Source organism: Mycolicibacterium parafortuitum, assembly GCF_002086815.1.
Lineage (GTDB): Bacteria > Actinomycetota > Actinomycetes > Mycobacteriales > Mycobacteriaceae > Mycobacterium > Mycobacterium parafortuitum.
In genome coordinates this window covers 102,778-124,560 of record NZ_MVID01000016.1, presented here as the reverse complement: position 1 = coordinate 124,560, position 21,783 = coordinate 102,778, and the positions used below count along the sequence as shown (strand labels likewise).

The window sequence follows — 21,783 nt, the reverse complement described above, 5'->3', positions numbered from 1 at the left end:
AGGCGATCTACCAGGCGATATACGTTCAGGGCAAAGGTAGCTTGCGCCGCGATCTACACACCTATCTGCGGACCGGTCGCGCGATCCGCCACCCGCGCCGGCGTCCCGGAGAACGCCGCGGACGTATCCCGGGCATGGTCAACATCAGCCAACGCCCCGCCGAAGTCGAGGACCGCGCCATCCCCGGGCACTGGGAAGGCGATCTGATCCTGGGCAGTACCGAATCGGGTTCGGCGATCGGCACACTGATCGAACGCAGCACCCGGTTCACCCTCCTGCTGCACCTGCCCGGCGACCACACCGCCGCGACTGTGCAGGACGCCATCGTGGCCAAGATGGCCCAATTGCCCAGCCTGATACGCAAATCGTTGACCTGGGATCAAGGCAAAGAGATGGCCAACCACCTGGCCATCGCCGAAGCGACCGACCTGGACATCTACTTCTGTGATCCGCACTCGCCGTGGCAGCGTGGAAGCAACGAAAACACCAACGGGCTACTGCGCCAGTGGTTTGCCAAAGGCGCTGACCTATCAGTGTTTCCGCCCGACTATCTTGATTACGTCGCCACCAAACTGAACAACCGGCCACGCCAGACCCTGGGCTGGAAAACACCCGCCGAAGCACTCCACGAACTACTCTGCAATCCGTCCGATTCACCCACTGTTGCTTCGACCCCTTGAAACCGCCGGCCGAAACTCGCCAACAAGTTCAGACTCGACGCCCATCAGAGCGCAGACGCCACGCTCCCGTAACGGTTTCAAAAGGTTGTCGGATGCCGCCTGGACGCGAACATCGTCGGCGCCATGGCGGCCGAGGAGCGTAGCCGCTTACCCGGCCGGCGGATCCAGGGACTCGGTGATCCGATCGAGCAGGCGAGTCAGTTGGCGCTGTTCCTCCGCGGTGAGGCAGCCGAAGACCTCCCCCGCGGCGACGACGTAGTCGCGCAGCCACTTTCGCGCCTGCGCCTGCCCGGCGGCCGTGGTCGTCAGGCGTATCGCGCGGCGGTCGTTGTCGTCGACCCCACGCGCGACCAACCCGTCGCGAACGAGCGCCTCCACGAGCGTCGACGCCGTCCCCTGGCTGATCCCCACCTCCCGGGCCAGATCCGCGAGCCGGACCGGCTGCATTCGGGCCACCTCGGCGAGCAACTTCGCTCTCGGGGTCGAGACGCCGTGCTCCCCCAGGCGATCGTCAAAGGCTCGCACCACCGATTTGCCCGCGCGCCCGAACGCATCGGCCAGGCGTCCCGCGCGTCCACCCGCCGCTTCCTTCATGTTGACGAAATACTATCAGCGTCCATATAGTTTGATATCAAATCATTTGTCTACGAATTATTGGAGATGAAATTGTGCGTATTCGTTACAGGTGGCAGCGGTTTTGTCGGGCAGCACCTGATCAGAAGACTGGCCGGCGCGGGACACGACGTGCATGCGCTCGCCCGCACGGAGGCGGCCGCCGGCCTCGTCGGCCGGGCCGGGGCCGAGCCGGTTGCCGGCAACCTGGCGGAACTGCTCGAAGGTGACCGCCCGCAGTGGACGTCGGCGCTGCACGGCGCCGACGCCGTCGTGCACGGGGCCGCCTACATGGCGTTCTGGGGACGCGACGACGTCTTCCGACGGGCCAACCTCGAGCCCAGCGTCGCCCTCCATCGAATCGCCGCGGCGTCCGGGGTCGACAGGTTCGTACTGATCAGCGCCGCGAGCGTGGCGACCGGCACCCAGCGTGCGCCGATCGTCGACGAGGACACCGGCGAGGGGCAGCCCAATATCGCCTACAGCCGCATCAAACTCGAGACCGAGCGCGCCCTGCTCACCGCCGTCACACCGACGATGACTACGGTCGCGCTCCGACCGCCGTTCATCTGGGGCGCGGGCATGTCGACCCTGGACGAATTCGTCGCCGCGGTGGAAGCCGGCCGGTTCAGCTGGATCGACAACGGCAGCCACATCGTCGACTTCGTCCACGTCGACAATCTCGCCGAGGCGGCCCGGCTCGCCCTCACCCGCGGCGGCACCGGTCGCGCGTACTACGTCACCGACGGCGCACCCATGCCGGCGCGTGACCTCTTCACCCCGCTACTGGCTACCAAAGGTGTCGACGTGGGCGCGGCCCGCAGCGTGCCGAGCACGGTGGCGGCCCCGCTCGGCGCACTGCTGGACGCAGGGGCACGCCTGTTGCGCCGACCGGAACCGCCGGCGTTGACGAACTGGATCACCGCGTTCATGGGCCGCGATCGCAGCTACGACATCGCCGCGGCGAGAAGCGAACTCGGCTACACACCGACGGTGGACCTGGCAACCGGTCTTGCCGAGATGACGCGCGCCGTCGCCCGCTAGCCTTCCCACCGGACCTCGTCGGGCGTCTTGTCGTCGCGCAGCCCGCGCCAGCTCGCCTGCCGCAGTCTGCCGTCGGAGGTGCGTTCGCTGTAGCGGACCTCCCCCACCAGCTCCGGACGTACGTATGTCACCCCTTTCGCGTCCTGCTTGGGAAGCTCTGTGGCGAAGGGTGATTCGTCGGTGTGTAGCGGTTCCAGCGTCTTCTTCAGTGACGCCAGCGCCTTGTCGGTGAACCCGGTACCGACCCGCCCGACGAACTGCAGCCCGTCCCCGTCGGGCACCCCCAGCAGCAGCGCCCCGATCCCGCTCGTGCGTCCGCCCTCGCCCTGGCGCCAGCCGCCGATCACCACCTCCTGGGTGTTCCAGATCTTGTCTTTTATCCACGCCGACGACCGCCGTCCCGGCTGATAGGTGGAGTCTCGCTTCTTGGCGACTACCCCTTCCCACCGTTTGGATCTCGCGAGTTCCAGCGCCTCGGGTCCGTCGCCGTCCAGCGGGTCGGGAACGATCAGACCGCCACCTTCGGCCAAGGCCTCCAACAGCTTTCGTCGGTCGGTGTATTTCGCCTTGGTCAGCGACCGGCCGTCGAGGAACAGGATGTCGAAGGCCCAGAACTCCACCCTCGTCGAGCGGGCCCGGTTCTGCATCTCACCGAAGCTCGGCACCCCGGACTCGTCGAGCGCCACCGCTTCGCCGTCGAGGACCACGTGGTGGTCGGCAAGGTCGGCGGCCACGGCCTCGAACTGCGGATACTCGCCGGTGACGTCGCGGCCCCGGCGCGAGCGCACCGTGAGCCGACCGTGGTCGGCCTCGACGAGCACCCGGTAGCCGTCCCATTTGCCTTCGAACGCCCACTGCGACTTCTTGAGCTTCTGCACCGAACCCTCGGTGGAGAGCATCGGCGCGAGGTCCCCGGCGGTCGGTTTCGGTTGGTCCTTCATCCGGTGCGCAAGCCAGTTCTTGCCGTCGGTCTGGATCAGCGCGTACCGCCCCTCGACCTTCTCGCCGTGCAGCGTGACGATCACCTCACCGCCCTTGGCCGGGCCGTCGGGCGGATTGTCGTGGAACTTCTCGGTCTCGTAGGTGCCGGTGTCCCAGATGTAGACCTCGCCGCCGCCGTACTCCCCCTTCGGGATCTCCCCGGCGAAGTCGATGTAGTCCATCGGGTGGTCCTCGGTGTGCACGGCGAGGTGGTTCTCGGACGGGCTGTCGGGCAGGTTCTTCGGCACCGCCCAGCTCACCAGCACACCGTCTCGCTCCAGCCGGAAGTCGTAGTGCAGCCGCCGCGCGTGGTGCTCCTGGATGACGAACTTGTCGTTGGCGCCGGTCTCGGGCGGCTCGGCGGGCACCGGCTCCGGCGTCTTCGTGCGGTCCCGCATGCTGCGGTAGCGGGTGAGCTTGTCGGTGGCCGGCAACGGCGGGTCCAGTGCTGCCAGCAGATCACCGTCCCGCTCGAGGCGGTCGAGCACCTCGTCGAAGGTCAGGTGCCGCAGATCCGGGTCCTCGATCTCGTCCCAGGTGCGCGGCGCGGCGACGGTCGGATGTTCGCGTCCGCGAAGCGAATACGGGGCGATGGTGGTCTTGTTGCCGTTGTTCTGGCTCCAGTCGAGGAACACCTTGCCCTCGCGCAAGCTCTTGGTCATCGTCGCGGTGACCCGCTTGGGCATGATCTGTTCCAGCTGCTGCGCAACGCGTTTGGCCAGCACCGAGGCCCCGCGCGAACTGATCGGCTCCTCCAGCGGCACGTAGAGGTGAAGGCCCTTGCTGCCGCTGGTCAGCGGGAACGTCGTCAGCCCGATATCGGTGATCAGACCGCGCACCTCGTGGGCGACCTCGCAGAGCTGACGGAATGTCACCCCGTCGCCGGGATCCAGGTCGAACACGATCCGCGTGGCAGGTCCGGGGTCTCCGTCGACGAACCGCCATTGCGGCACGTGCACCTCCAGCGCGGCCTGCTGCGCGATCCAGGCCAGCCCCTCGACGGTGTCGATCAGCGGGTATGTAGTGGTCCCCGATTTGTGTTTGATGGTGCCGCGGTCCAGCCAGTCCGGCGCCGAGGATGCCAGCTGCTTCTCGAAGAACGACGACTCCTCGACACCGTTGGGCCACCGCTTTCGGGTCACGGCCCGCCCGGCGATGTGCGGCAGCATCGCCTGCGCGACGTCGACGTAGTACTCGAAGACCTCCGCTTTGGTGGTTCCCGTCGCGGGGTACAGCACCTTGTCCGGGTTGGTCAGCTTCACCCGGTCATAACGGTCCACCACACAACGGTATTACCCGCTGCGCGCGCGGTAGCGTCGAAACCATGCGGGCACTGGTCATCGGCGAGGCACTCATCGACATCGTCGAACGGGGCGGCGAGGTCACCGAGCATGTCGGCGGCAGCCCGCTCAACGTTGCCGTCGGCCTGGCCCGCCTCGGCCGCGACGTCGACTTCCTGACCCACATCGGCACCGACGATCGCGGTCGACGTATCGCCCGCTACGTCGAATCCTCGGGCGTGCAACTGGTTCCGGGCAGCGATACCGCGGCGTCCACCGCGACCGCCCGCGCCGTGCTCGACGCCGCCGGCTCGGCGACCTACACCTTCGACATCGACTGGGCGTTGACGGGCACGCCCGAGGTGGCACCGCCGCTGGTGGTGCACACCGGATCGATCGCCGCGGTGCTCGAACCCGGCTGCCTGGCCACCGAAGCGCTGGTCCAGACCTACCACCTCTCCGCGACGTTCACCTTCGACCCGAACATCCGGCCCGCGCTGATCGACGACACCGACGCGGCCCGGTCACGCATCGACCGGCTCCTGGAGCGCGCCGACGTCGTCAAGGTCAGCCACGAGGACCTGCACTGGCTGGACCCATCGCGGACCCCCGAGGAGATCGCCGAATCCTGGCTCGCCGTCGGGCCCGCGATCGTCGTCGTGACCTTCGGCGCGGAGGGTTCGATCGCGATGTGTGCGGACGGCACGGTGCGGGTACCTGCCGGAAATGTGCAGGTGGTGGACACTGTCGGGGCCGGAGACGCCTACATGGCCGGGCTGATCGACGCACTGTGGTCGGCGGATCTGCTGGGCGCGCAGCAACGGACGCGGCTGACCCGGATCGGGGTCGAGTCGCTGACCGCCGCCGTGCGCGCCGCGACCCTCGCATCGGCGCTCACGGTCGCCAAACCCGGCGCCGACCTGCCTGATCGTGTTACCCGCGATCGGGCGGCGGCATCGGACATACTGGGCTGATGCGGTCCATCTGGAAGGGTTCCATCGCCTTCGGCCTGGTCAACGTCCCGGTCAAGGTGTACAGCGCCACCGAGGACCACGACATCAAGTTCCACCAGGTCCACGAGAAGGACAACGGCCGGATCCGCTACAAGCGGGTCTGCGAGGTCTGCGGTGAGGTGGTCGAGTACCGCGACATCGCCAAGGCCTTCGAATCCGACGACGGCCAGACGGTGATCATCACCGACGACGACATCTCCACGCTGCCCGAGGAACGCAGCCGCGAGATCGAGGTCCTGGAGTTCGTGCCGGCGAGCGACCTCGACCCACTGATGTACGACCGCTCGTATTTCCTCGAACCCGACGGCAAGTCGGCGAAGTCCTATGTGCTGCTGGCCAAGACGCTCGCCGAGACCGATCGCGTCGCGATCGTGAACTTCGCGCTGCGCAACAAGACGCGGCTGGCGGCGCTGCGGGTGAAGGACTTCAGCAAGCGTGACGTGATGATGATCCACACGCTGCTGTGGCCCGACGAGATCCGCGACCCCGATTTCCCGGTGCTCGACAAGAAGGTCGAGGTCAAGCCCGCCGAGTTGAAGATGGCCAGTCAGGTCGTCGATTCGATGACCGACGATTTCAACCCCGACCGCTACCACGACGACTACCAAGAGCAGCTTCACGAGCTGATCCAGGCGAAACTCGAAGGCGGCGAAGCGTTCACCACCGAGGAGCAGCCGCAGGAGCTCGACGAGGAAACCGAGGACGTCTCGGACCTGTTGGCCAAACTCGAGGCCAGCGTGAAGGCGCGCAAACAGCAGAGCTCAAGCAAGTCCTCGGATTCCGACGACGATTCCGACGACGACGACGATTCCGACAACGACGAGCCCGCCAAGAAGGCTCCGGCGAAGAAGGCGGCCAAGAAGGCACCCGCGAAGAAGGCCGCGAAAAAGGCCCCGGCCAAGAAAGCCGCCGCCAAGAAGAGCTGACGTCCGTCGCTGAATGCACGCTTTCTGACGAGATTCGGCACCCGCCCCGACAAGACGCGTGCACTCGATACTGCCCGCGCGCGGAACTCGAACGAAAATAGAACGTGTTCCAAAAAGTGCTTACGCGGGTTGCGTGGCCTTGCTAGCGTGGCCCGCGTCGACCCACCGACGGCGAATGGAGACGCGCGTGATTCTGGACCGGTTCCGGCTCGACGATCAGGTGGCGATAGTGACCGGAGCCGGGCGAGGCCTGGGTGCCGCGATGGCCGTCGCGTTCGCCGAAGCCGGTGCTGACGTGGTCATTGCCGCCCGCACGCAGTCCCAGTTGGAGGCGGTCGCCGAACAGGTCGCCGGCGTCGGGCGGCGTGCCCACATCGTCGTCGCCGATCTCGCCCGGCCCGAGGACACCGCCGCGCTGGCGGCGCAGGCCGTCGACGCCTTCGGCAGGCTAGACATCGTCGTGAACAACGTCGGCGGCACGATGCCCAACGCGCTGCTGAACACGTCGACGAAGGACATCCGCGACGCGTTCACGTTCAACGTCGCGACCGCACACGCGCTGACGACTGCCGCGGTGCCGCTGATGCTCGAACACTCCGGCGGCGGCAGCATCATCAACATCACCTCGACGATGGGCCGCCTCGCCGGTCGTGGTTTCGCCGCCTACGGCACCGCGAAAGCCGCGCTCGCCCATTACACGCGACTGTCGGCGCTCGACCTGGCCCCGCGTATCCGGGTGAACGCGATCGCCCCCGGATCGATCCTGACCTCGGCACTGGAGATCGTGGCGAGCAACGATGAGCTGCGCACCCCGATGGAGCAGGCCACCCCGATGAAGCGGCTCGGCGATCCGCTCGACATCGCCGCTGCCGCCGTGTATCTCGCGTCACCGGCCGGGGCGTACCTGACGGGCAAGACCCTCGAGGTCGACGGCGGCCTCACTGTTCCGAACCTCGAACTCCCCATCCCCGATCTGTAAGGAGCACCCCGCATGGCGATCAAAGTCGCAGCCATCGGCACCGGGAACGTCGGTGGGCACGCACTCGCGCAGCTCATCACCGATCCTCGTTTCGAGCTCACCGCGGTCTGGGTGTCCTCGGAGCCCAAGGCCGGCAAGGACGCCGCAGAGCTTGCCGGACTGCAGAAGTCGACGGGCATCCGCGCGACCACCGACCTCGACGAGGTGCTGGCGACCGGACCCCAGTGCGCGGTCTACACCGCGCTGGCCGACAACCGACTGCCCGACGCACTGGAGGACTACCGCCGCATTCTGGCCGCGGGCATCAACGTCGTCGGCAGCAGCGCGGTGTTCCTGCAGCACCCGTGGCAGGTGCTGCCGGACGACATGATCGCCCCGATCGAAGACGCGGCAAAAGCGGGCAACGCCAGCATCTTCGTGAACGGCATCGATCCCGGCTTCGCCAACGACCTGCTGCCGATGGCACTGGCCGGGACCTGCCAGAGCATCCAGCAGATCCGCTGCATGGAGATCATCAACTACGACACCTACGACAGCGCGGCCGTCATGTTCGACGTGATGGGCTTCGGCGGCTCGCTCGACGAGACGCCGATGCTTTTGCAGCCCGGCGTACTGAGCCTCGCGTGGGGTTCGGTGGTGCGGCAACTGGCCGCCGGACTGGGCATCGAACTGGACGAGGTGAACGAGACGCACGTACGGGTTCCGGCCCCCGAGACGTTCGACATCGCGGCGGGGCGCATCGAGGAAGGGACCACCGCAGCAATTCGATTCGAGGTTCGCGGAATCAAGGACGGCAACGTCGCCGTCGTCCTCGAACACGTCACCCGGCTGCGTGACGACCTGTGCCCGGACTGGCCGCAACCGGCTCAGCACGGCGGGTCGTACCGGATCGAGATCACCGGCGAACCGTCCTATGCGCTGGACCTTTGCCTGAGCAGCCCCAACGGCGACCACAACCACGCGGGACTGGTCGCGACCGCGGCCCGGGTCGTCAACGCGATCCCGGCAGTGATCGACGCGCCGCCCGGAATCGTGACTGCGCGAAAGTTACCTCCCATTACGGGCAAAGGTCTGTACGCTAAGCCTTGAAACTCGCTGGAAGGACCCTGAAATGAAGGCTCGTCTGAGCACCCTCGCCGCTTTCCTCGTCGCCGGGGGCGCTGCCGCGGCCATCGCCGCCGCCCCGGTTGCGCTCGCGCAGCCGAACTGCTCCACCACGTCCAGCGGCGCCGGAGGCCGGACCGAGGTGTGCCAGTCGCCGGGCAACGCCCAGATCAGCTCGACCCCCGGGGTTTACGCAGTGCCGTGGTACGGCGGCGGCATGTTCCCGTGGGAAGGCTACGGCCCGTACATCTTCTGATCGCGTGACGACCGCCATGCGGTATCTCGCCGGGCTCGTCGCGAGCCTGGGGTTCCTGGCGATCGCGGCGGCACCCACCGCCGCCGCGGCGCCGGACTGCTCGAAAGTCGGCCAGACGGTCACCTTCTGCGAAACAAACGGCAGCACCCAGATCATCGCCACACCTCCGCCGTGGAACTACGGCGGCTGGAACGGCATGGGTTTCTGGCCGCTCGTCGGCGCCTACGGGCTCGGCCCGTGGTGAGTCGGCCTCCCCGATAGCTCCACACGAAGGTTTCGGCTAACCTAACTTTTCTATTCGAAAGCCCGGATAGAAGAGGGGTGCCGTGATCTCGAACGTCCGTCCGCAGCCTCGGCGATGGCTGCTGCTCGGCCCCGCGTTCGTCGCCGCGATCGCCTACGTCGATCCGGGCAACGTCGCGGCCAACGTCAGCGCGGGCGCGCAGTTCGGCTTCCTGCTCGTCTGGGTCATCGTCGTCGCGAACCTGATGGCCTGCCTGGTGCAGTACCTGTCCGCCAAGCTCGGACTGGTCACCGGGCGCTCGCTGCCGGAGGCGGTGGGCGCGCGGATGGGCCGCCGGGCCAGGCTCTCATTCTGGGTGCAGGCCGAATTGGTCGCGATGGCAACCGATCTCGCCGAGGTGGTGGGCGGTGCCATCGCGCTGTACCTGCTCTTCGATTTGCCGCTTCTGGTCGGCGGCGTGATCACAGGTGTGGTGTCGCTGGTCCTGTTACTCGTCAAAGATCGGCGCGGCCAGCGGATGTTCGAACGGGTCATCACCGGGCTGCTGATGGTGATCGCGGTCGGCTTCTTGACCAGCCTGTTCGCCTCGCCCCCGCCGGTGGCCGACGCAGCCGAGGGTCTGATCCCCCGGTTCGACGGCGCCGAGAGCATCCTGCTCGCCGCCGCGATGCTGGGCGCGACCGTCATGCCCCACGCGGTGTACCTGCACTCCGGCCTGGCGCGGGACCGCCACGGGCACCCCGCGCCCGGCCCCGAACGACGGGCCCTGCTGCGCATTACGCGCTGGGACGTCGGCATCGCGATGCTCGTCGCCGGTGCGGTCAACCTGTCGATGCTGTTGGTCGCGGCGGCCAACCTGCAGGGCATGGACGACACCGACTCGATCGAGGGGGCGCACGCCGCCGTCGAGACCACCCTGGGTTCGACGGTCGCCCTGCTGTTCGCGATCGGCCTGCTGGCTTCAGGTCTGGCGTCGTCGTCCGTCGGCGCCTACGCCGGGGCGATGATCATGCAGGGGCTGCTCCGGCGCTCGGTGCCGCTGCTGGCACGCCGTCTCATCACCCTGCTGCCCGCGCTGGCCATCCTGGCGATCGGCATCGATCCCAGTCGCGCACTGGTGCTTTCACAGGTGGTGTTGTCGTTCGGCATCCCGTTCGCGTTGATCCCGCTGGTGCGACTGACCGCCGATCGTGGCTTGATGGGCGTCGACGTCAATCACCGAGTCACCACGCTTCTCGGCTGGGTGGTCGCCGGCTTGATCACCGCGCTGAACATCGTGCTGATCTACCTGACCGTGTGGGGCTAACCCGGGTCCGCGACCACACCGAGGACGGCGCCACCGACGACGGCGACGAGCAGCGTCAGGGCGAGGCCGAGGATCGTGTACACGCCGGGGCCGCTGGTGCCGCGGTGATACGGCCGGTCGGTGGGCTTGGGCTGCCGACGCTGATTGGCCCATCCGACCGCCACCACACCGGCGTTGACGGCAAGAACACCCGAGACGGCGATTACCGACCCGGCGACTACGGCGGACATCCGACCCCCCTCGATTATCCGGAACAAATGCCAATTCATGCATTTCTAGCAAATACGGCAACCCATGTGAAATCGGCCTAAACTTGAGAGTTTGCGATCGACGACGACGGACAGCCCCGATACGTAAGGAGAGCGATTGTCTCCCCAGGTCACGGACAGCGCGCACCAACCAGGCGGTCGGCACAGCTACTTTGCGTACGGATCCAATCTCTGTGTGCGCCAGATGGCCAACCGCTGCCCGGATGCCTCCCACCCGCGCCCCGCCAGGCTCGCCGACCACGACTGGTTGATCAACGAGCGCGGCGTGGCGACCATCGAACCGTTCGCCGGCGGCGAGGTGCACGGCGTGGTGTGGCAGGTGTCCGACCGCGATCTGGCCACCCTTGACAGCGCCGAAGGCGTTCCGGTGCGCTACCGACGCGACGAGATGACCGTGCACACCGACAGCGGCTCGGCCCCGGCGTGGGTGTACGTCGATCACCGCGTCGAACCCGGACCTCCCCGTCCCGGCTACCTGGAGCGCATCCTCGACGGCGCGCACCACCACGGTCTGCCCCGCCGGTGGATCGAATTCCTCGAGCGCTGGGATCCCGCGCACTGGCCGCAACACCGCGAGAGACTGGGATCAGCAGGGCCGCAGACACTTTCGGAGCTGCTCGGCGACCCCGCCGTCACCGAGGAGGTGACGCTGCGGTCCCGGTTCGGTTTCCTGGCCATCCACGGCGGCGGTCTGGAGCAGATGACCGACGTCATCGCCGAACGCGCCGCCGACGCCGCGGACGCGTCGGTGTACGTGGTGCGCCACCCGGACCACTATCCGCATCACCTGCCGTCCGCGCGTTACGACCCCGCACAGTCGGCGCGGCTGACGGAGTTCCTCGACCACGTCGACGTCGCGGTGTCGCTGCACGGCTATGGCCGCATCGGTCGCAGCACGCACCTGCTCGCCGGTGGCCGCAACCGTGAGCTCGCCGCACACCTGAAGCGCTGCATCGACATTCCCGGCTATCGGGTCGTCACCGATCTCGGGTCGATCCCCCAGGAATTGCGGGGACTGCACCCCGACAACCCGGTCAACCGCGTCCGCGGTGGCGGTACCCAGTTGGAGCTGTCGGCCCGCGTGCGCGGTACCAGCCCCCGCAGCGCGCTGCCCGGTGACGACGGACTGTCACCGGCCACCTCGGCCCTGGTTCAGGGCCTGGTGGTCGCCGCACGGTCGTGGGATCGGTTGTCGCACTGATGCGTTGCGTGCTCGCCGTGGGAGCGCTCGTCGCCGGGCTCGTCGCGCCGGCCGCCCACGCGCAACCGTCCGCCGTCGAGTCCGCACTGGAGGCCGCCGTCGCCCGCGACGACCTCGCCGGCGGAATCGCAACGGTCAGGAACGGGGCCACCGTCACCACCATGTCGGCGGGATACGCCAACCCCGCGACCGGGGCGCCGTTCGGCCCCGACACCCGCGTGCGTATCGCCAGCATCACCAAAACCTTTGTCGCGGCGGCAGTTCTGCAGCTCGTCGGCGAGGGCCTGGTCGATCTCGACGCACCGGTCGAGAGGTATCTGCCGGGCCTGCTGCACGGTGCCGGCATCGACGGCAACGCGATCACCGTGCGCCACCTGCTACGTCATCAGAGCGGGCTCCCGGAGTACTTCGACGACACCACCGAGCCGCCGGATAGCCCGGTCCCGGCACGCGACTACGTCGCACAGGCCCTCGCCAAACCCAGGGTGCCGCCCGGCGGACCGGTGCCGGTGTACACGAACACCAACTATTTCGTGGCGGGACTCATCCTGGAAGCCGTCACGGGCCGCTCCGCCGCCGACGAGATCACCCGGCGCATCATCGTCCCGCTGGGCCTGACGCACACCTACTTCCCGGCGCCGGGCGACACCGGGCTGTCGGCACCGATGGCACACGGCTACGAGGTCGTCGACGGACACCGCACCGACGTCACCGCCGCCGAACCCTCCGGCTACTACACGGCCGGAGCGCTCGTCTCGACCGGCGAGGACACCACCGCGTTCCTCGCGGCACTGCTGGACGGCCAAGTCGTCGGACCCGCCGACCTCGCGCAGATGAGGGACACCGTCGCGTGGCCGCTGCACGGGCCGCAGTTCCGGTACGGGCTGGGCCTGGTGAGCATCGATCTGGACTGCGGGATCAGGGTCTGGGGCCACGGCGGCGATCTGCCCGGCTATCACAGCATCGCCGTCGCCGCGCCGGGCCGCCCCGCGGTCGCGGCCACCTTCACGCAGGGAACGCCGGGGGTCACCTCCCTCGCGAACGACCCCCGGCTCGCGGTGCTCACCGCGGCGTACTGCCCCGGTTAGCGTCCGCACCCATCCGGACGGCGGCCGGCTCCGAATACAGGATGTGAACCCCACCTGCACCGCCACTCGGCCGGCGGTCGCGGCCCCGGCGCCGCCGCGGCGCACGACCCTCCGGCCGGCTCGCGACGTCACCGCCCCCGGCGCCCGCGTCGCGGCGCTGTACCGCACGCGGATCACCCACCTGCGGCGACACCCCGTGCAGCACTATTTCGAGCGCAGCAGCTACAGCTGGTTCGTCGACCTGGACGCGCTGCCTCGCGTCCCGCGGTGGCTGCGTCCGTTCGCCCGGTTCGAGGCGCGCGACCACCTGTGGGCCGCCGGCGACGCCGACACCCTGCGCGGCCGGGTGGACGCGTTCCTGGAGAGCAAGGGAATCGACCTGCCGGGCGGCCGGATCACCGCGCTGATGCAGCCGCGGGTCATGGGTTTCGCGTTCAACCCGCTGACGCTGTTCTGGTGCCACGACGCCAACGGGGTGCTGCGGTGCGTCGTGGCAGAGGTGCAGAACCCGCGCGGGGAACGGCACGCGTACCTGGTTCCGCCATCGGGCGATGATCACCCCGCGATCGTCGACAAGAGGTTTCCCACCTCGACCGTCGACGGCGTCGGCGGGCACTATCTGGTGCGCGCACCCGAACCCGCCGACCGACTCGACATCAAGATCTCGTCGCACCGCGGCGACACGCCGGCGTTCGTCGCGACAGTGCGGGGTGACCTGCGGCCGGCGACCTCGCGCCAGATCGTCGCGCTGCAACTGCTGGCGCCGGCGGCCCCGCTGATGGACGCGCTGAGCATGCGGATCCAGGGCGCCATGCTGCGGCTGAAAGGAGTCCCGGTGGGGGCGCGTCCATCGCGGCGGTCCACGCTGCGATGCGCACAGTGACAATATCGACGCTGGTGGGAGCTAGGCTACCGCTCGTGACCGCCGAACTCGACGCACTGTTGCGCCAGGTGGCCCAGCGTGATGCCGAAGCTTTCGCAGCCCTCTACGACCAGACGCGCGCGCGGGTGTTCGGCCTGGTCTCCAAGGTGCTGCGCGATCCCGGCTACAGCGAGGAGACGACCCAGGACGTCTATCTCCAGGTGTGGCGCACCGCGGCCAGTTACGACCCGTCGGCCGGTTCGCCGCTGAGCTGGCTGCTGACGCTGGCGCACCGGCGCGCGGTCGACCGGGTCCGCTCCGAGGAGGCGGCAAGCTCGCGGGACGCCCGCTACGGCGCCGCGACCACCGAGCCGCCGACGGACCATGTCTCGGACACCGCCATCCTGCGCGACGAGCGGCAGCGGGTGGCCGACTGCCTGGACTCGCTGACCGACACCCAACGCGAATGTATCCACCTCGCGTATTACGACGGTCTGACCTACGTTCAGGTGTCCGAGCGGCTCGCCACGAACCTTGCGACCATCAAGTCCCGGATGCGTGACGGAATCCGTGGCCTGCGTAGATGTCTGGGGGTGGCATGACGAATCCACAGGGTGACCTTCTGTCGCTGGCCACGCCGTATGCGCTGTACGCGGTCAGCGACGCCGAAGCCGCGGCGATCGACCGGGAACTCGCCGGGGCGCCGCGCGACGCCGCCGAGGCGTTCGCCGCCGAAGTGCGCGCGGTGCGCGAGACGATGGCGGCGCTCGCGGCCGCCACCGCGGTGGAACCACCGGCCGAGCTGCGAGACAGGATCCTCAACGAGATCGCCGACGACCGAGTGGTCACGTTGCCCGCACAGCAGCGGTCGCGGCGGTGGTCGCGGGTGGTGTTGTCCGCCGCGGCGGCAGTGGTGATCGGAGTCGGCGCGCTCGTCGTCGGCTACGCGCTGCGGCCCGCGGCGACGATCTCCCCCGCCGAGCAGATCTTCGCCGCCCCGGACGTCCGGACGGTCTCCGGGGAGATCCCGGGCGGCGGCACCGCCACGGTGGTGTTCTCCCGCGAGCGCAATTCCGGTGTGCTGGTGATGAACAACGTCAGCCCGCCGCAACCGGGCACGGTCTACCAGATGTGGCTGATCGGCGCCGACGGGCCGCACTCGGCGGGAACGATGGACTCCGAGTCGGTGGCGCCGTCGACCACGGCGGTGCTGCCCGATCTCGGGTCGTCGCAGACCCTGGCCTTCACGATCGAGCCGCCGGGCGGGTCGACACGGCCCACCAGCCCGGTGTTCGCCGAACTGCCGCTGGTCTGACGCCGCCGCTCAGGTCTCCAGCGTCGCGGCGGCAGCCTCGGCGAGCACGTCGTCCACATCGTGCCGGCGGGCCCACGCCCGCCGCTGGCGGCTGGCGCCGTTGCCGTGTTCGGCGACGCGTGCCAGCCCGTCGATGACCAGGTCCCGGTCGCCGGCGGCGTCCAGCGCGGGCCCGACGCGCTCGGCGAGACGCCCGAGCAGCTCCGGTATCGGCGCGGCGGCGTGGTCGTCCAGGTCGACGCCGTCGCCGTCGATGCCCTTGCGGGCGGCCTTCCAGTACGCGGCCTTCAGCGCGTACGGCGCCAGCGGCCGCACCGGGGCGCCGCGGCGTTCGTCATCGAGGGCGGTCATCACGCAGGCCCGGACCAGCGCTGCGAATAGCACCGTCTCGTCGACCGTCGCGGGCACGTCGGCGACGCGTATCTCGACGGTCGGGAAGCGCGCAGAGGGCCGGACGTCCCAATAGGCCATGGCGTCGTCGCGGATCACCCCGGAGTGGCACAGCATCTGCACGGCCGCGTCGTATTCGTCGGCCGACTCGAAGTGCGGGGGCGGGCCCGCGCTGGGCCAGCGCGCCCACAACACCGAACGCCAGCTCGCGTGACCGGTGTCGGCGTTGCGGTAGATCGCCGAGTTCGCGGTCAACGCCAGCAACAGCGGCAACCACGGCCGCAACCTGTTGCCGACGGCGATGGCGGCGTCGCGGTCGGGCACCGCGACGTGCACGTGGCAGCCGCAGATGCCCTGCTCGTGGGCGATCATGCCGAACCGTTCCCCGATGTCGCGGTAGCGCGGGGTGTCGGTGACCGGGAACTCGTGCGGCAGCGTGGGCGGCAGCCCGACGGCGAGAAGTCGCGCGCCGGCGTCGACGGCGGCCTCGGCCGCGGTGCGGCGCAGGTGAACCAGCTGGTCACGAAGATCACCGGTGGTCCGGACCACATCGGTGGCGGTCTCGACCTGACAGCTGGTCAGCTCCAATTGCAGGTCGACGCCGCCGGTCGCGGCGCGGTCGGCGACCTCGCGGTTGAGCGCGACCGGCTGGCCGGTTCCCGGATCGACGAGAAGGAACTCCTCCTCGACACCGAGCGTGGGGATGTCTGTCATGTCTGCGCTGATCACTGTCCAAAATATTGATCCGGCCCGTCGGATAGTTCGACGACGGGCCGGATCGGGGTGAAGAAAGCCGATGCGTATATGCCCCAGCCCATTCCGCTTCAAACCTGCCCCTACGATCACAATGTGGCAAAGGAATTCCGCTTCGGCGTCGGCGTCACCCGCGTCCGGTCGCGCACGGATCTCGAACAGAGCGCGCGCCGTGCCGAAGCGCTGGGCTTCGACGTCCTGCAGGTTCCCGACCACCTCGGTGGCCCGGCGCCGTTCCCGGTGATGACGGCCATCGCGATGGCGACCTCGACGCTGCGCGTCGGCACGTTCGTGGTCAATTCGGCGTTCTACCGCCCCGCGCTGCTGGCGCGCGACGTCGAGGCCCTGCACACCCTCAGCGACGGCCGGTTCGAACTCGGGCTGGGCACCGGGTACGTGAAGGAGGAGTTCGACGCCGCCGGGATCCCGTTCCCGAGCGCGGGTGAACGCGTCGACCACCTGAGGGCGACCGCCGAATACATGGCCGCGCAGCTGCCGGACGTGCCGCTCATGATCGCGGGCAACGGGGATCGCGTGCTGCGCACCGCGGCACGCGTCGCCGACATCATCGGGTTCACCGGCGGTGACCGTGCCGCGACCGCCGACCGGGACCCGCTGGCCGAGCGGATCGCGTTCGTCCGGGACGCGGCCGGGGACCGGTTCGACGATCTGGAGCTCAACCTCGCGATCACCGCGATGCCGGTCGACGACTCGGGCCGGCCCGACCTGACGATCCCCCGGATCTCGCTGCCGGGTCTGTCGGACGAGGAACTGCTGCGGCACCCGGGCGTGCTGTCGGGGTCGACAGAGCAGATCGCCGAGCAGATCATCCGGTATCGCGACGTCTACGGCATCAGCTACCTGATCGTGCAGATGCGCCACGCCGAGGCGTTCGGCACGGTGATCGAGGTGCTGCGTCAGAGCCAGAGATAGAGCGCCGACAGCAACGCCCAGATCCCGACGCAGTAGACCTCGAACGCCGCGCGCAGCGGGACCGGGGCGTGTCTCAGCTCCATGAAATCGAGGCCGACCAGCCGCACCTTGATCGCGGCGATGCCCAGCACCAGCACCGCCACCGTCGAGCCGGTGCCGTGTTCGGCGCCGACGGCCCAGGAGACGACGGTCGCGGCGACCAGGAACAGCCAGCTGGCGCCGGCGCGGTTATTCAGCAGGGTCAGGACGGTCATCAGCTCACCAGGTACAGCAGTGCGAACAGGAAGATCCACAGCAGGTCCACCAGATGCCAGAAGCAGGCAGCGCCTTCGACCAACGCGGTCCGGGTGGCACTCAGTTCGGCGCGGAACCCGTCGGCTCCTCGCGCGAGCGCTCGTCGGCGGGTCTGGCTCAGCACGAAGGACAGTGCCCCGAGGCCGAGGCACACATGGAACAGGTGCAGACCGGTCAGGATGAAGTAGTAGAGGTAGAAGTCGTTGGCGCCGGGTCCGTGACCCGCGGTGCCCAGGGAGACGTACTCGTAGACCTTCAGAGCGATGAACAGCACACCGCAGCCGATCGCCGCCGCGACCGCCCTGGCCGCGATCGGCCGCATGCCCGCGCGTAACGCGTTGAGCGCCAACACCACACACAGCGAGCTGGTCAACAGCACCAGAGTGTTGAGCACGCCGACGCCGATGTGCAGCGTGGTGCGGGCGTCGTCGAAAACCTCTGGCGCGGTGGCCCGTTCGACCAGGAAGGTGACGAAGAACGCGCCGAAGACGAGCATGTCGCCGAACAGGAAGACCCAGGTGCCGCTTTCGCCGGGGATCCGCCGCGCGTCGCGCGGCGGTGAGGATGTCTCCGTCACGCCGGCTGTGCCTCGGCGATTCCGGCCGAGCGGGCCACCTGCTCGGCCTTGACCGATTTCGAGATCACCGCGGTGGTGGCGAACAGCCACACCACCAGGACCAGCCCCGGGATGTAGAACGCGAACACGCCGTTCCAGGCCAGCGGCCCGTCGTTGAACACCACGACCACGCAACCCGGCAGGGACAGCGTCGCGACCCACAGGTTCAGGTAGCCGTACCAGCGCGGGAACGTCGGCGGGTCGGTCTTGTCGACGAACGCGGCGATGGCCAGCGTGATGTTCTGGATGATGATGGTGCCGACGATGCCGATGAACCACAGCCAGAACACGTCGTTGAGCGCCTGGGTCAGTTCGGCCGAGCGCTCCGCCGGGCGGTAGGCCGCCACGCCGAGGAAGAACTGCGGGAACAGCAGCGCCGGGACGAACACCGTCGCGGCCATCAGCTGGGTCATCGACAGCATGCCCCAGCCGCCCTCGGCCCTGCGGATGCGCAGCACGATCACCGCCAGGAACGGCAGCGCGAGCACCGCCGAGAGCAGCGCGCCCGACACCCCGAAGCGGATCCAGAGCTTGTGCTCGACGAAGAACGCCGCGATCTCGTCGGCCGAGGACGCCGGCGACAGCGGCGGGAACAGCTGCGCGATACCGGAGAAGCTGGCGCCGTAGAGAAGGATCATGACCGTGCCGGCCCAGGCGCCGATGCGTTGCAGTGTCAGCTCCACAGCAGGCACGCTACCGGCCACGACGCGAAGTTTTGACACTTTTGCCATACCGGGCGATCGGCATTGTGGGCTGCGCCCGTCGGGCAGGTAAGCTCCCAGCGTCATTGCCCCCGTAGCTCAGGGGATAGAGCACGGCTCTCCTAAAGCCGGTGTCGCAGGTTCGAATCCTGCCGGGGGCACTTATGTGATGTCGCAAGACATCGGAATAGCCGCGGTTTTTCACGTGTGGGGCCCTTGGGGGCGCCGGCGAATACTCAGCAGGCGGCGCGCAGCACACACCCCGCCACATCACAGGCGCCACCTGTTGCCGGTCCGATGCGTCCCCGTTATGTTCCTCGTGAACGAGAAACCCGGCACGAACATCTTCCAGGGCACCAGGGCTCGACAGCGCTATTGAGGGAGATCATGAAGGCAATCACTCGGGTGCTGATCGCGACGGTGGCCTCCGTCGCGGCATTGTTCGTGAGCACCGGCACCTCTCACGCCGGGTTGGACAACGAGCTCAGCGTGGTCGATGGTCAGGGCCGCACGTTGACCATCCAGCAGTGGGACACGTTCCTCAACGGAGTGTTCCCGCTCGACCGCAACCGCCTGACCCGTGAGTGGTTCCACTCCGGCAAGGCCAGCTACATCGTGGCCGGTGAAGGCGCCGACGACTTCGAGGGCACGCTGGAGCTGGGCTACCAGGTCGGCTTCCCCTGGTCGCTGGGTGTGGGCATCAACTTCAGCTACACCACGCCCAACATCGCCTACGACGGCTTCGGCTTCGTCCCGGTCGGTGACCCCGACTTCGGTTTCCTCAATTCCATCGTGACCCCGCCGTTGCTCCCCGGTGTCTCGATCTCGGCCGACCTCGGTAACGGCCCCGGTATCCAGGAAGTCGCGACCTTCTCGGTCGACGTCGCCGGCCCCGGTGGTTCGGTTGTCGTCTCGAACGCTCACGGCACCGTGACCGGCGCCGCCGGTGGTGTGCTGCTGCGTCCGTTCGCCCGGTTGATCTCCTCGACCGGCGACAGCGTCAGCACCTACGGCCAGCCGTGGAACATGAACTGACACAGCGGATCCCACACGAGGCCGTACGCGACTGTGGGGCCTGTGCACGCGATCGAGGCCTGTTGCGTGCACAGGCCCCACAATTGCGCCCCGCAGCCCGACTACCGGCCAGCAGGTAGTCGACTCTGCCGATTTCCACAGCTGTAGATGGTGGTCACCGTTGACGACTTCACCGGTGATCCAGACCAGAGTTCTCTGTGAACTTGCGGCCAGCCGATCGCAGGTCACCACCATCCACAGGAAAGTCCGGTGAGCCCGATGTCCGATGCCAAGACCGTCCACGAAGTCACCTACGATCTGCTCCGTAAGCTGGGTTTGACAACAGTTTTCGGCAATCCCGGATCGACGGAACAGACGTTTCTGAAGAACTTCCCCCAGGATTTCACCTACGTGCTGGGCCTGCAGGAGGCCTCGGTGCTCGCGATGGCAGACGGCTTCGCGCAAACCACCGGCAAGCCCGCGCTGGTCAACCTGCACACCGCCGCGGGCACCGGCAACGCGATCGGCAGCCTGGTCGCGGCGTACAAGTCGAACACCCCGATGATCGTCACCGCCGGCCAGCAGACCCGCGAGATGCTGCTGATGGACCCGTACCTGGCCAACCGCGACGAGACGATGATGCCGCAGCCCTGGGTCAAGTGGGCCTATCAACCGGCCCGGGCCGAGGACGTGCCCGCGGCGTTCATGCAGGCCTACACCGTGGCGATGCAGCCGCCGATGGGCCCGGTGTTCCTGTCCATCCCGCTCGACGACTGGGACAAGCCCGCGCTCGGCCCCGCCGTGGTCCGCACCGCGAGCCATCACTCCGAACCCGACCGCGCCCGGCTGCGCGACTTCGCCGACCGGATCAACCGCGCGAAGAACCCGCTGCTGGTGATCGGCCCCGAGGTCGACCGCAGCGGAGCCTGGGACGCCGGCGTCGCATTCGCCGAGAAGCTGGGCGCCCCCGTGCTGGGAACCGCGCTGCCCGACCGTATCTCGTTCCCGGAGAACCACAAGCTGTGGGCCGGCCAGCTGCCGATGTCCATCGCCGGCGTCAACCAGGCGGTCTACGGGCACGACCTCGTCATCGTCGTCGGCGCGCAGGTGTTCCGCTACTACCCCTACATCGCCGGCGAGATCCTGCCCGAGGGCACCGAACTGCTGCAGCTGACCGCCGACCCGCACCTGTCGGCCGTGGCGCCGGTCGGTGACAGCGTGCTCGGTGACGTCAAGGTCGCGCTCGACGAGCTGATCGACATGATCGACGGCCACGACCAGGCGTCGGTGACGCCGCCGCTGTCCCCGATCCCCGTCGAGGAGGCCGAGACCACCGCCCCGATGACCGCCAACGCCGTCTACCAGGTGCTGGGCACCTACAAGCCCGACAATGCGGTGGTCGTCATGGAATCCACCTCGACGATGCTCGACCAGAAGCGGTGGCTGCCCACCACGCAGTCGGCCAGCTTCTTCGCCACCGGCAGCGGCGGCATCGGCTGGGGTGTGCCGGGTGCGGTCGGCATCGCGCTCGGTGACCGCGAACGCGGCGTCAAGCGCACCGTCGTCGCGACCATCGGCGACGGCTCCTTCGAGTACTCGATCCAGGCCATCTGGACGGCCGCCCAGCACAAGCTGCCGATCGTGTTCGTGGTGCTGCGCAACGGCGAGTACTCGGTGCTGAAGTCCTTCGCCGAACTGGAGCAGACTCCGAACGTCCCGGGCCTGGAACTTCCGGGACTCGACATCGCCTCTCTGGGAAAGGGATTCGGCTGCCGCGCGGTGACGGTCAACGACACCGTTGAGCTCGAACGCGAGTTCGCCGCTGCGGTGGCCGCAGACGGGCCCACCGTGATCGTCGCCCCCACCCGCCCGCAGGACGCGGGCTTGAGCTGAGCGCCCCAGCGACCCGAAAGGACTGATGA

Annotated in this window: 24 protein-coding genes and 1 tRNA gene; 18 read left to right on the top strand and 7 right to left on the bottom strand. The window is 68.3% G+C overall.

Annotation, left to right across the window (positions count from 1 at the left end; genetic code table 11):
* On the top strand, positions 1-680 hold a 680-nt coding region (locus BST38_RS17670), incomplete at its 5' end, for an IS30 family transposase (RefSeq protein WP_110781782.1).
* A 147-nt stretch (positions 681-827) separates the two neighbouring features.
* Here BST38_RS17670 and BST38_RS17665 read toward each other — a convergent pair.
* Entirely contained in the window at positions 828-1,274 is a 447-nt protein-coding gene (locus tag BST38_RS17665) for a MarR family winged helix-turn-helix transcriptional regulator (protein ID WP_083144666.1), read from the bottom strand.
* 66 nt (positions 1,275-1,340) lie between these two features.
* On the opposite strand from BST38_RS17665, the gene BST38_RS17660 reads away from it, so the two are divergent.
* Positions 1,341-2,336, top strand: a complete 996-nt coding sequence (locus tag BST38_RS17660) for an NAD-dependent epimerase/dehydratase family protein (RefSeq protein ID WP_237160826.1) — start codon at positions 1,341-1,343, stop codon at positions 2,334-2,336.
* Here the strand turns inward: BST38_RS17660 and BST38_RS17655 are convergent.
* The gene (locus BST38_RS17655) at positions 2,333-4,600 is read right to left on the bottom strand and encodes an ATP-dependent DNA ligase (protein ID WP_083144665.1); all 2,268 of its coding nucleotides are present in this window, start codon (positions 4,598-4,600) and stop codon (positions 2,333-2,335) included. The two genes, BST38_RS17660 and BST38_RS17655, sit on opposite strands and share 4 nt — an antisense overlap.
* 41 nt (positions 4,601-4,641) lie before the next feature.
* Between BST38_RS17655 and BST38_RS17650 the strand changes: the two genes are divergently transcribed.
* The 7 genes from BST38_RS17650 to BST38_RS17620 all read left to right on the top strand — a co-directional run bounded on the left by BST38_RS17650 (position 4,642) and on the right by BST38_RS17620 (position 10,425).
* Positions 4,642-5,571 carry a carbohydrate kinase family protein gene (locus BST38_RS17650; protein WP_083144664.1) on the top strand — a complete coding sequence of 310 codons (930 nt, stop codon included), beginning with the start codon at positions 4,642-4,644 and terminating at the stop codon, positions 5,569-5,571.
* A complete protein-coding gene (gene ku, locus BST38_RS17645; protein WP_083144662.1) occupies positions 5,571-6,536 on the top strand; it encodes a non-homologous end joining protein Ku in 966 nt (321 codons plus the stop codon). The genes BST38_RS17650 and ku overlap by 1 nt, the downstream gene beginning before the upstream one ends.
* A 187-nt stretch (positions 6,537-6,723) precedes the next feature.
* The gene (locus BST38_RS17640; protein WP_083144687.1) at positions 6,724-7,515 is read left to right on the top strand and encodes an SDR family oxidoreductase; all 792 of its coding nucleotides are present in this window, start codon (positions 6,724-6,726) and stop codon (positions 7,513-7,515) included.
* A 12-nt stretch (positions 7,516-7,527) separates the two neighbouring features.
* Positions 7,528-8,604 carry an NAD(P)H-dependent amine dehydrogenase family protein gene (locus BST38_RS17635; RefSeq protein ID WP_083144660.1) on the top strand — a complete coding sequence of 359 codons (1,077 nt, stop codon included), beginning with the start codon at positions 7,528-7,530 and terminating at the stop codon, positions 8,602-8,604.
* A gap of 22 nt (positions 8,605-8,626) precedes the next feature.
* Positions 8,627-8,875, top strand: coding sequence for a hypothetical protein (locus BST38_RS17630; RefSeq protein WP_083144658.1), 249 nt, complete (start codon positions 8,627-8,629; stop codon positions 8,873-8,875).
* A 4-nt stretch (positions 8,876-8,879) separates the two neighbouring features.
* Positions 8,880-9,119, top strand: coding sequence for a hypothetical protein (locus tag BST38_RS17625; RefSeq protein WP_083144656.1), 240 nt, complete (start codon positions 8,880-8,882; stop codon positions 9,117-9,119).
* An 82-nt stretch (positions 9,120-9,201) separates the two neighbouring features.
* Positions 9,202-10,425 carry an Nramp family divalent metal transporter gene (locus BST38_RS17620; protein ID WP_083144654.1) on the top strand — a complete coding sequence of 408 codons (1,224 nt, stop codon included), beginning with the start codon at positions 9,202-9,204 and terminating at the stop codon, positions 10,423-10,425.
* On the opposite strand, the gene BST38_RS17615 is transcribed toward BST38_RS17620, so the two are convergent.
* Entirely contained in the window at positions 10,422-10,655 is a 234-nt protein-coding gene (locus BST38_RS17615; protein WP_083144653.1) for a hypothetical protein, read from the bottom strand. The genes BST38_RS17620 and BST38_RS17615 overlap by 4 nt on opposite strands.
* A gap of 136 nt (positions 10,656-10,791) precedes the next feature.
* Between BST38_RS17615 and BST38_RS17610 the strand changes: the two genes are divergently transcribed.
* The 5 genes from BST38_RS17610 to BST38_RS17590 are packed head-to-tail and all read left to right on the top strand — an operon-like array spanning position 10,792 to position 15,160.
* Positions 10,792-11,895, top strand: coding sequence for a poly-gamma-glutamate hydrolase family protein (locus BST38_RS17610; RefSeq protein WP_083144652.1), 1,104 nt, complete (start codon positions 10,792-10,794; stop codon positions 11,893-11,895).
* Complete coding sequence (locus BST38_RS17605; RefSeq protein ID WP_083144651.1) at positions 11,895-12,983, top strand: serine hydrolase domain-containing protein; 1,089 nt, start codon at positions 11,895-11,897, stop codon at positions 12,981-12,983. Before BST38_RS17610 ends, BST38_RS17605 begins: the two co-directional genes overlap by 1 nt.
* A gap of 43 nt (positions 12,984-13,026) precedes the next feature.
* Positions 13,027-13,866: a DUF1365 domain-containing protein gene (locus BST38_RS17600; protein WP_083144649.1), complete on the top strand. Its 840-nt coding sequence runs from the start codon at positions 13,027-13,029 to the stop codon at positions 13,864-13,866.
* A complete protein-coding gene (locus BST38_RS17595; RefSeq protein WP_083144648.1) occupies positions 13,854-14,447 on the top strand; it encodes a sigma-70 family RNA polymerase sigma factor in 594 nt (197 codons plus the stop codon). The genes BST38_RS17600 and BST38_RS17595 overlap by 13 nt, the downstream gene beginning before the upstream one ends.
* Positions 14,444-15,160 carry an anti-sigma factor gene (locus tag BST38_RS17590; protein ID WP_083144646.1) on the top strand — a complete coding sequence of 239 codons (717 nt, stop codon included), beginning with the start codon at positions 14,444-14,446 and terminating at the stop codon, positions 15,158-15,160. The genes BST38_RS17595 and BST38_RS17590 overlap by 4 nt, the downstream gene beginning before the upstream one ends.
* A gap of 9 nt (positions 15,161-15,169) precedes the next feature.
* On the opposite strand, the gene BST38_RS17585 is transcribed toward BST38_RS17590, so the two are convergent.
* Complete coding sequence (locus BST38_RS17585; RefSeq protein WP_083144686.1) at positions 15,170-16,264, bottom strand: glutamate--cysteine ligase 2; 1,095 nt, start codon at positions 16,262-16,264, stop codon at positions 15,170-15,172.
* A 135-nt stretch (positions 16,265-16,399) separates the two neighbouring features.
* Between BST38_RS17585 and BST38_RS17580 the strand changes: the two genes are divergently transcribed.
* Entirely contained in the window at positions 16,400-17,236 is an 837-nt protein-coding gene (locus tag BST38_RS17580; protein WP_083144645.1) for an LLM class F420-dependent oxidoreductase, read from the top strand.
* On the opposite strand, the gene BST38_RS17575 is transcribed toward BST38_RS17580, so the two are convergent.
* From BST38_RS17575 to BST38_RS17565, 3 genes are read right to left on the bottom strand one after another with little or no spacing between them, the layout of a single operon-like run.
* Positions 17,221-17,490, bottom strand: coding sequence for a cytochrome C oxidase subunit IV family protein (locus tag BST38_RS17575; protein ID WP_083144643.1), 270 nt, complete (start codon positions 17,488-17,490; stop codon positions 17,221-17,223). The genes BST38_RS17580 and BST38_RS17575 overlap by 16 nt on opposite strands.
* Complete coding sequence (locus BST38_RS17570) at positions 17,490-18,107, bottom strand: cytochrome c oxidase subunit 3 (RefSeq protein ID WP_083144642.1); 618 nt, start codon at positions 18,105-18,107, stop codon at positions 17,490-17,492. The genes BST38_RS17575 and BST38_RS17570 overlap by 1 nt, the downstream gene beginning before the upstream one ends.
* The gene (locus tag BST38_RS17565; RefSeq protein ID WP_083144685.1) at positions 18,104-18,784 is read right to left on the bottom strand and encodes a hypothetical protein; all 681 of its coding nucleotides are present in this window, start codon (positions 18,782-18,784) and stop codon (positions 18,104-18,106) included. Before BST38_RS17565 ends, BST38_RS17570 begins: the two co-directional genes overlap by 4 nt.
* A 151-nt stretch (positions 18,785-18,935) precedes the next feature.
* Here BST38_RS17565 and BST38_RS17560 point away from each other — a divergent pair.
* The 3 genes from BST38_RS17560 (at position 18,936) to mdlC (ending at position 21,754) form a co-directional block, all read left to right on the top strand.
* Positions 18,936-19,008, top strand: a tRNA-Arg gene (locus BST38_RS17560).
* A gap of 226 nt (positions 19,009-19,234) precedes the next feature.
* Positions 19,235-19,882, top strand: coding sequence for a porin MspA (mspA, locus tag BST38_RS17555; RefSeq protein WP_083144641.1), 648 nt, complete (start codon positions 19,235-19,237; stop codon positions 19,880-19,882).
* 258 nt (positions 19,883-20,140) lie between these two features.
* Positions 20,141-21,754 carry a benzoylformate decarboxylase gene (gene mdlC, locus BST38_RS17550; protein ID WP_083144684.1) on the top strand — a complete coding sequence of 538 codons (1,614 nt, stop codon included), beginning with the start codon at positions 20,141-20,143 and terminating at the stop codon, positions 21,752-21,754.
* Positions 21,755-21,783 lie beyond the last annotated feature (29 nt).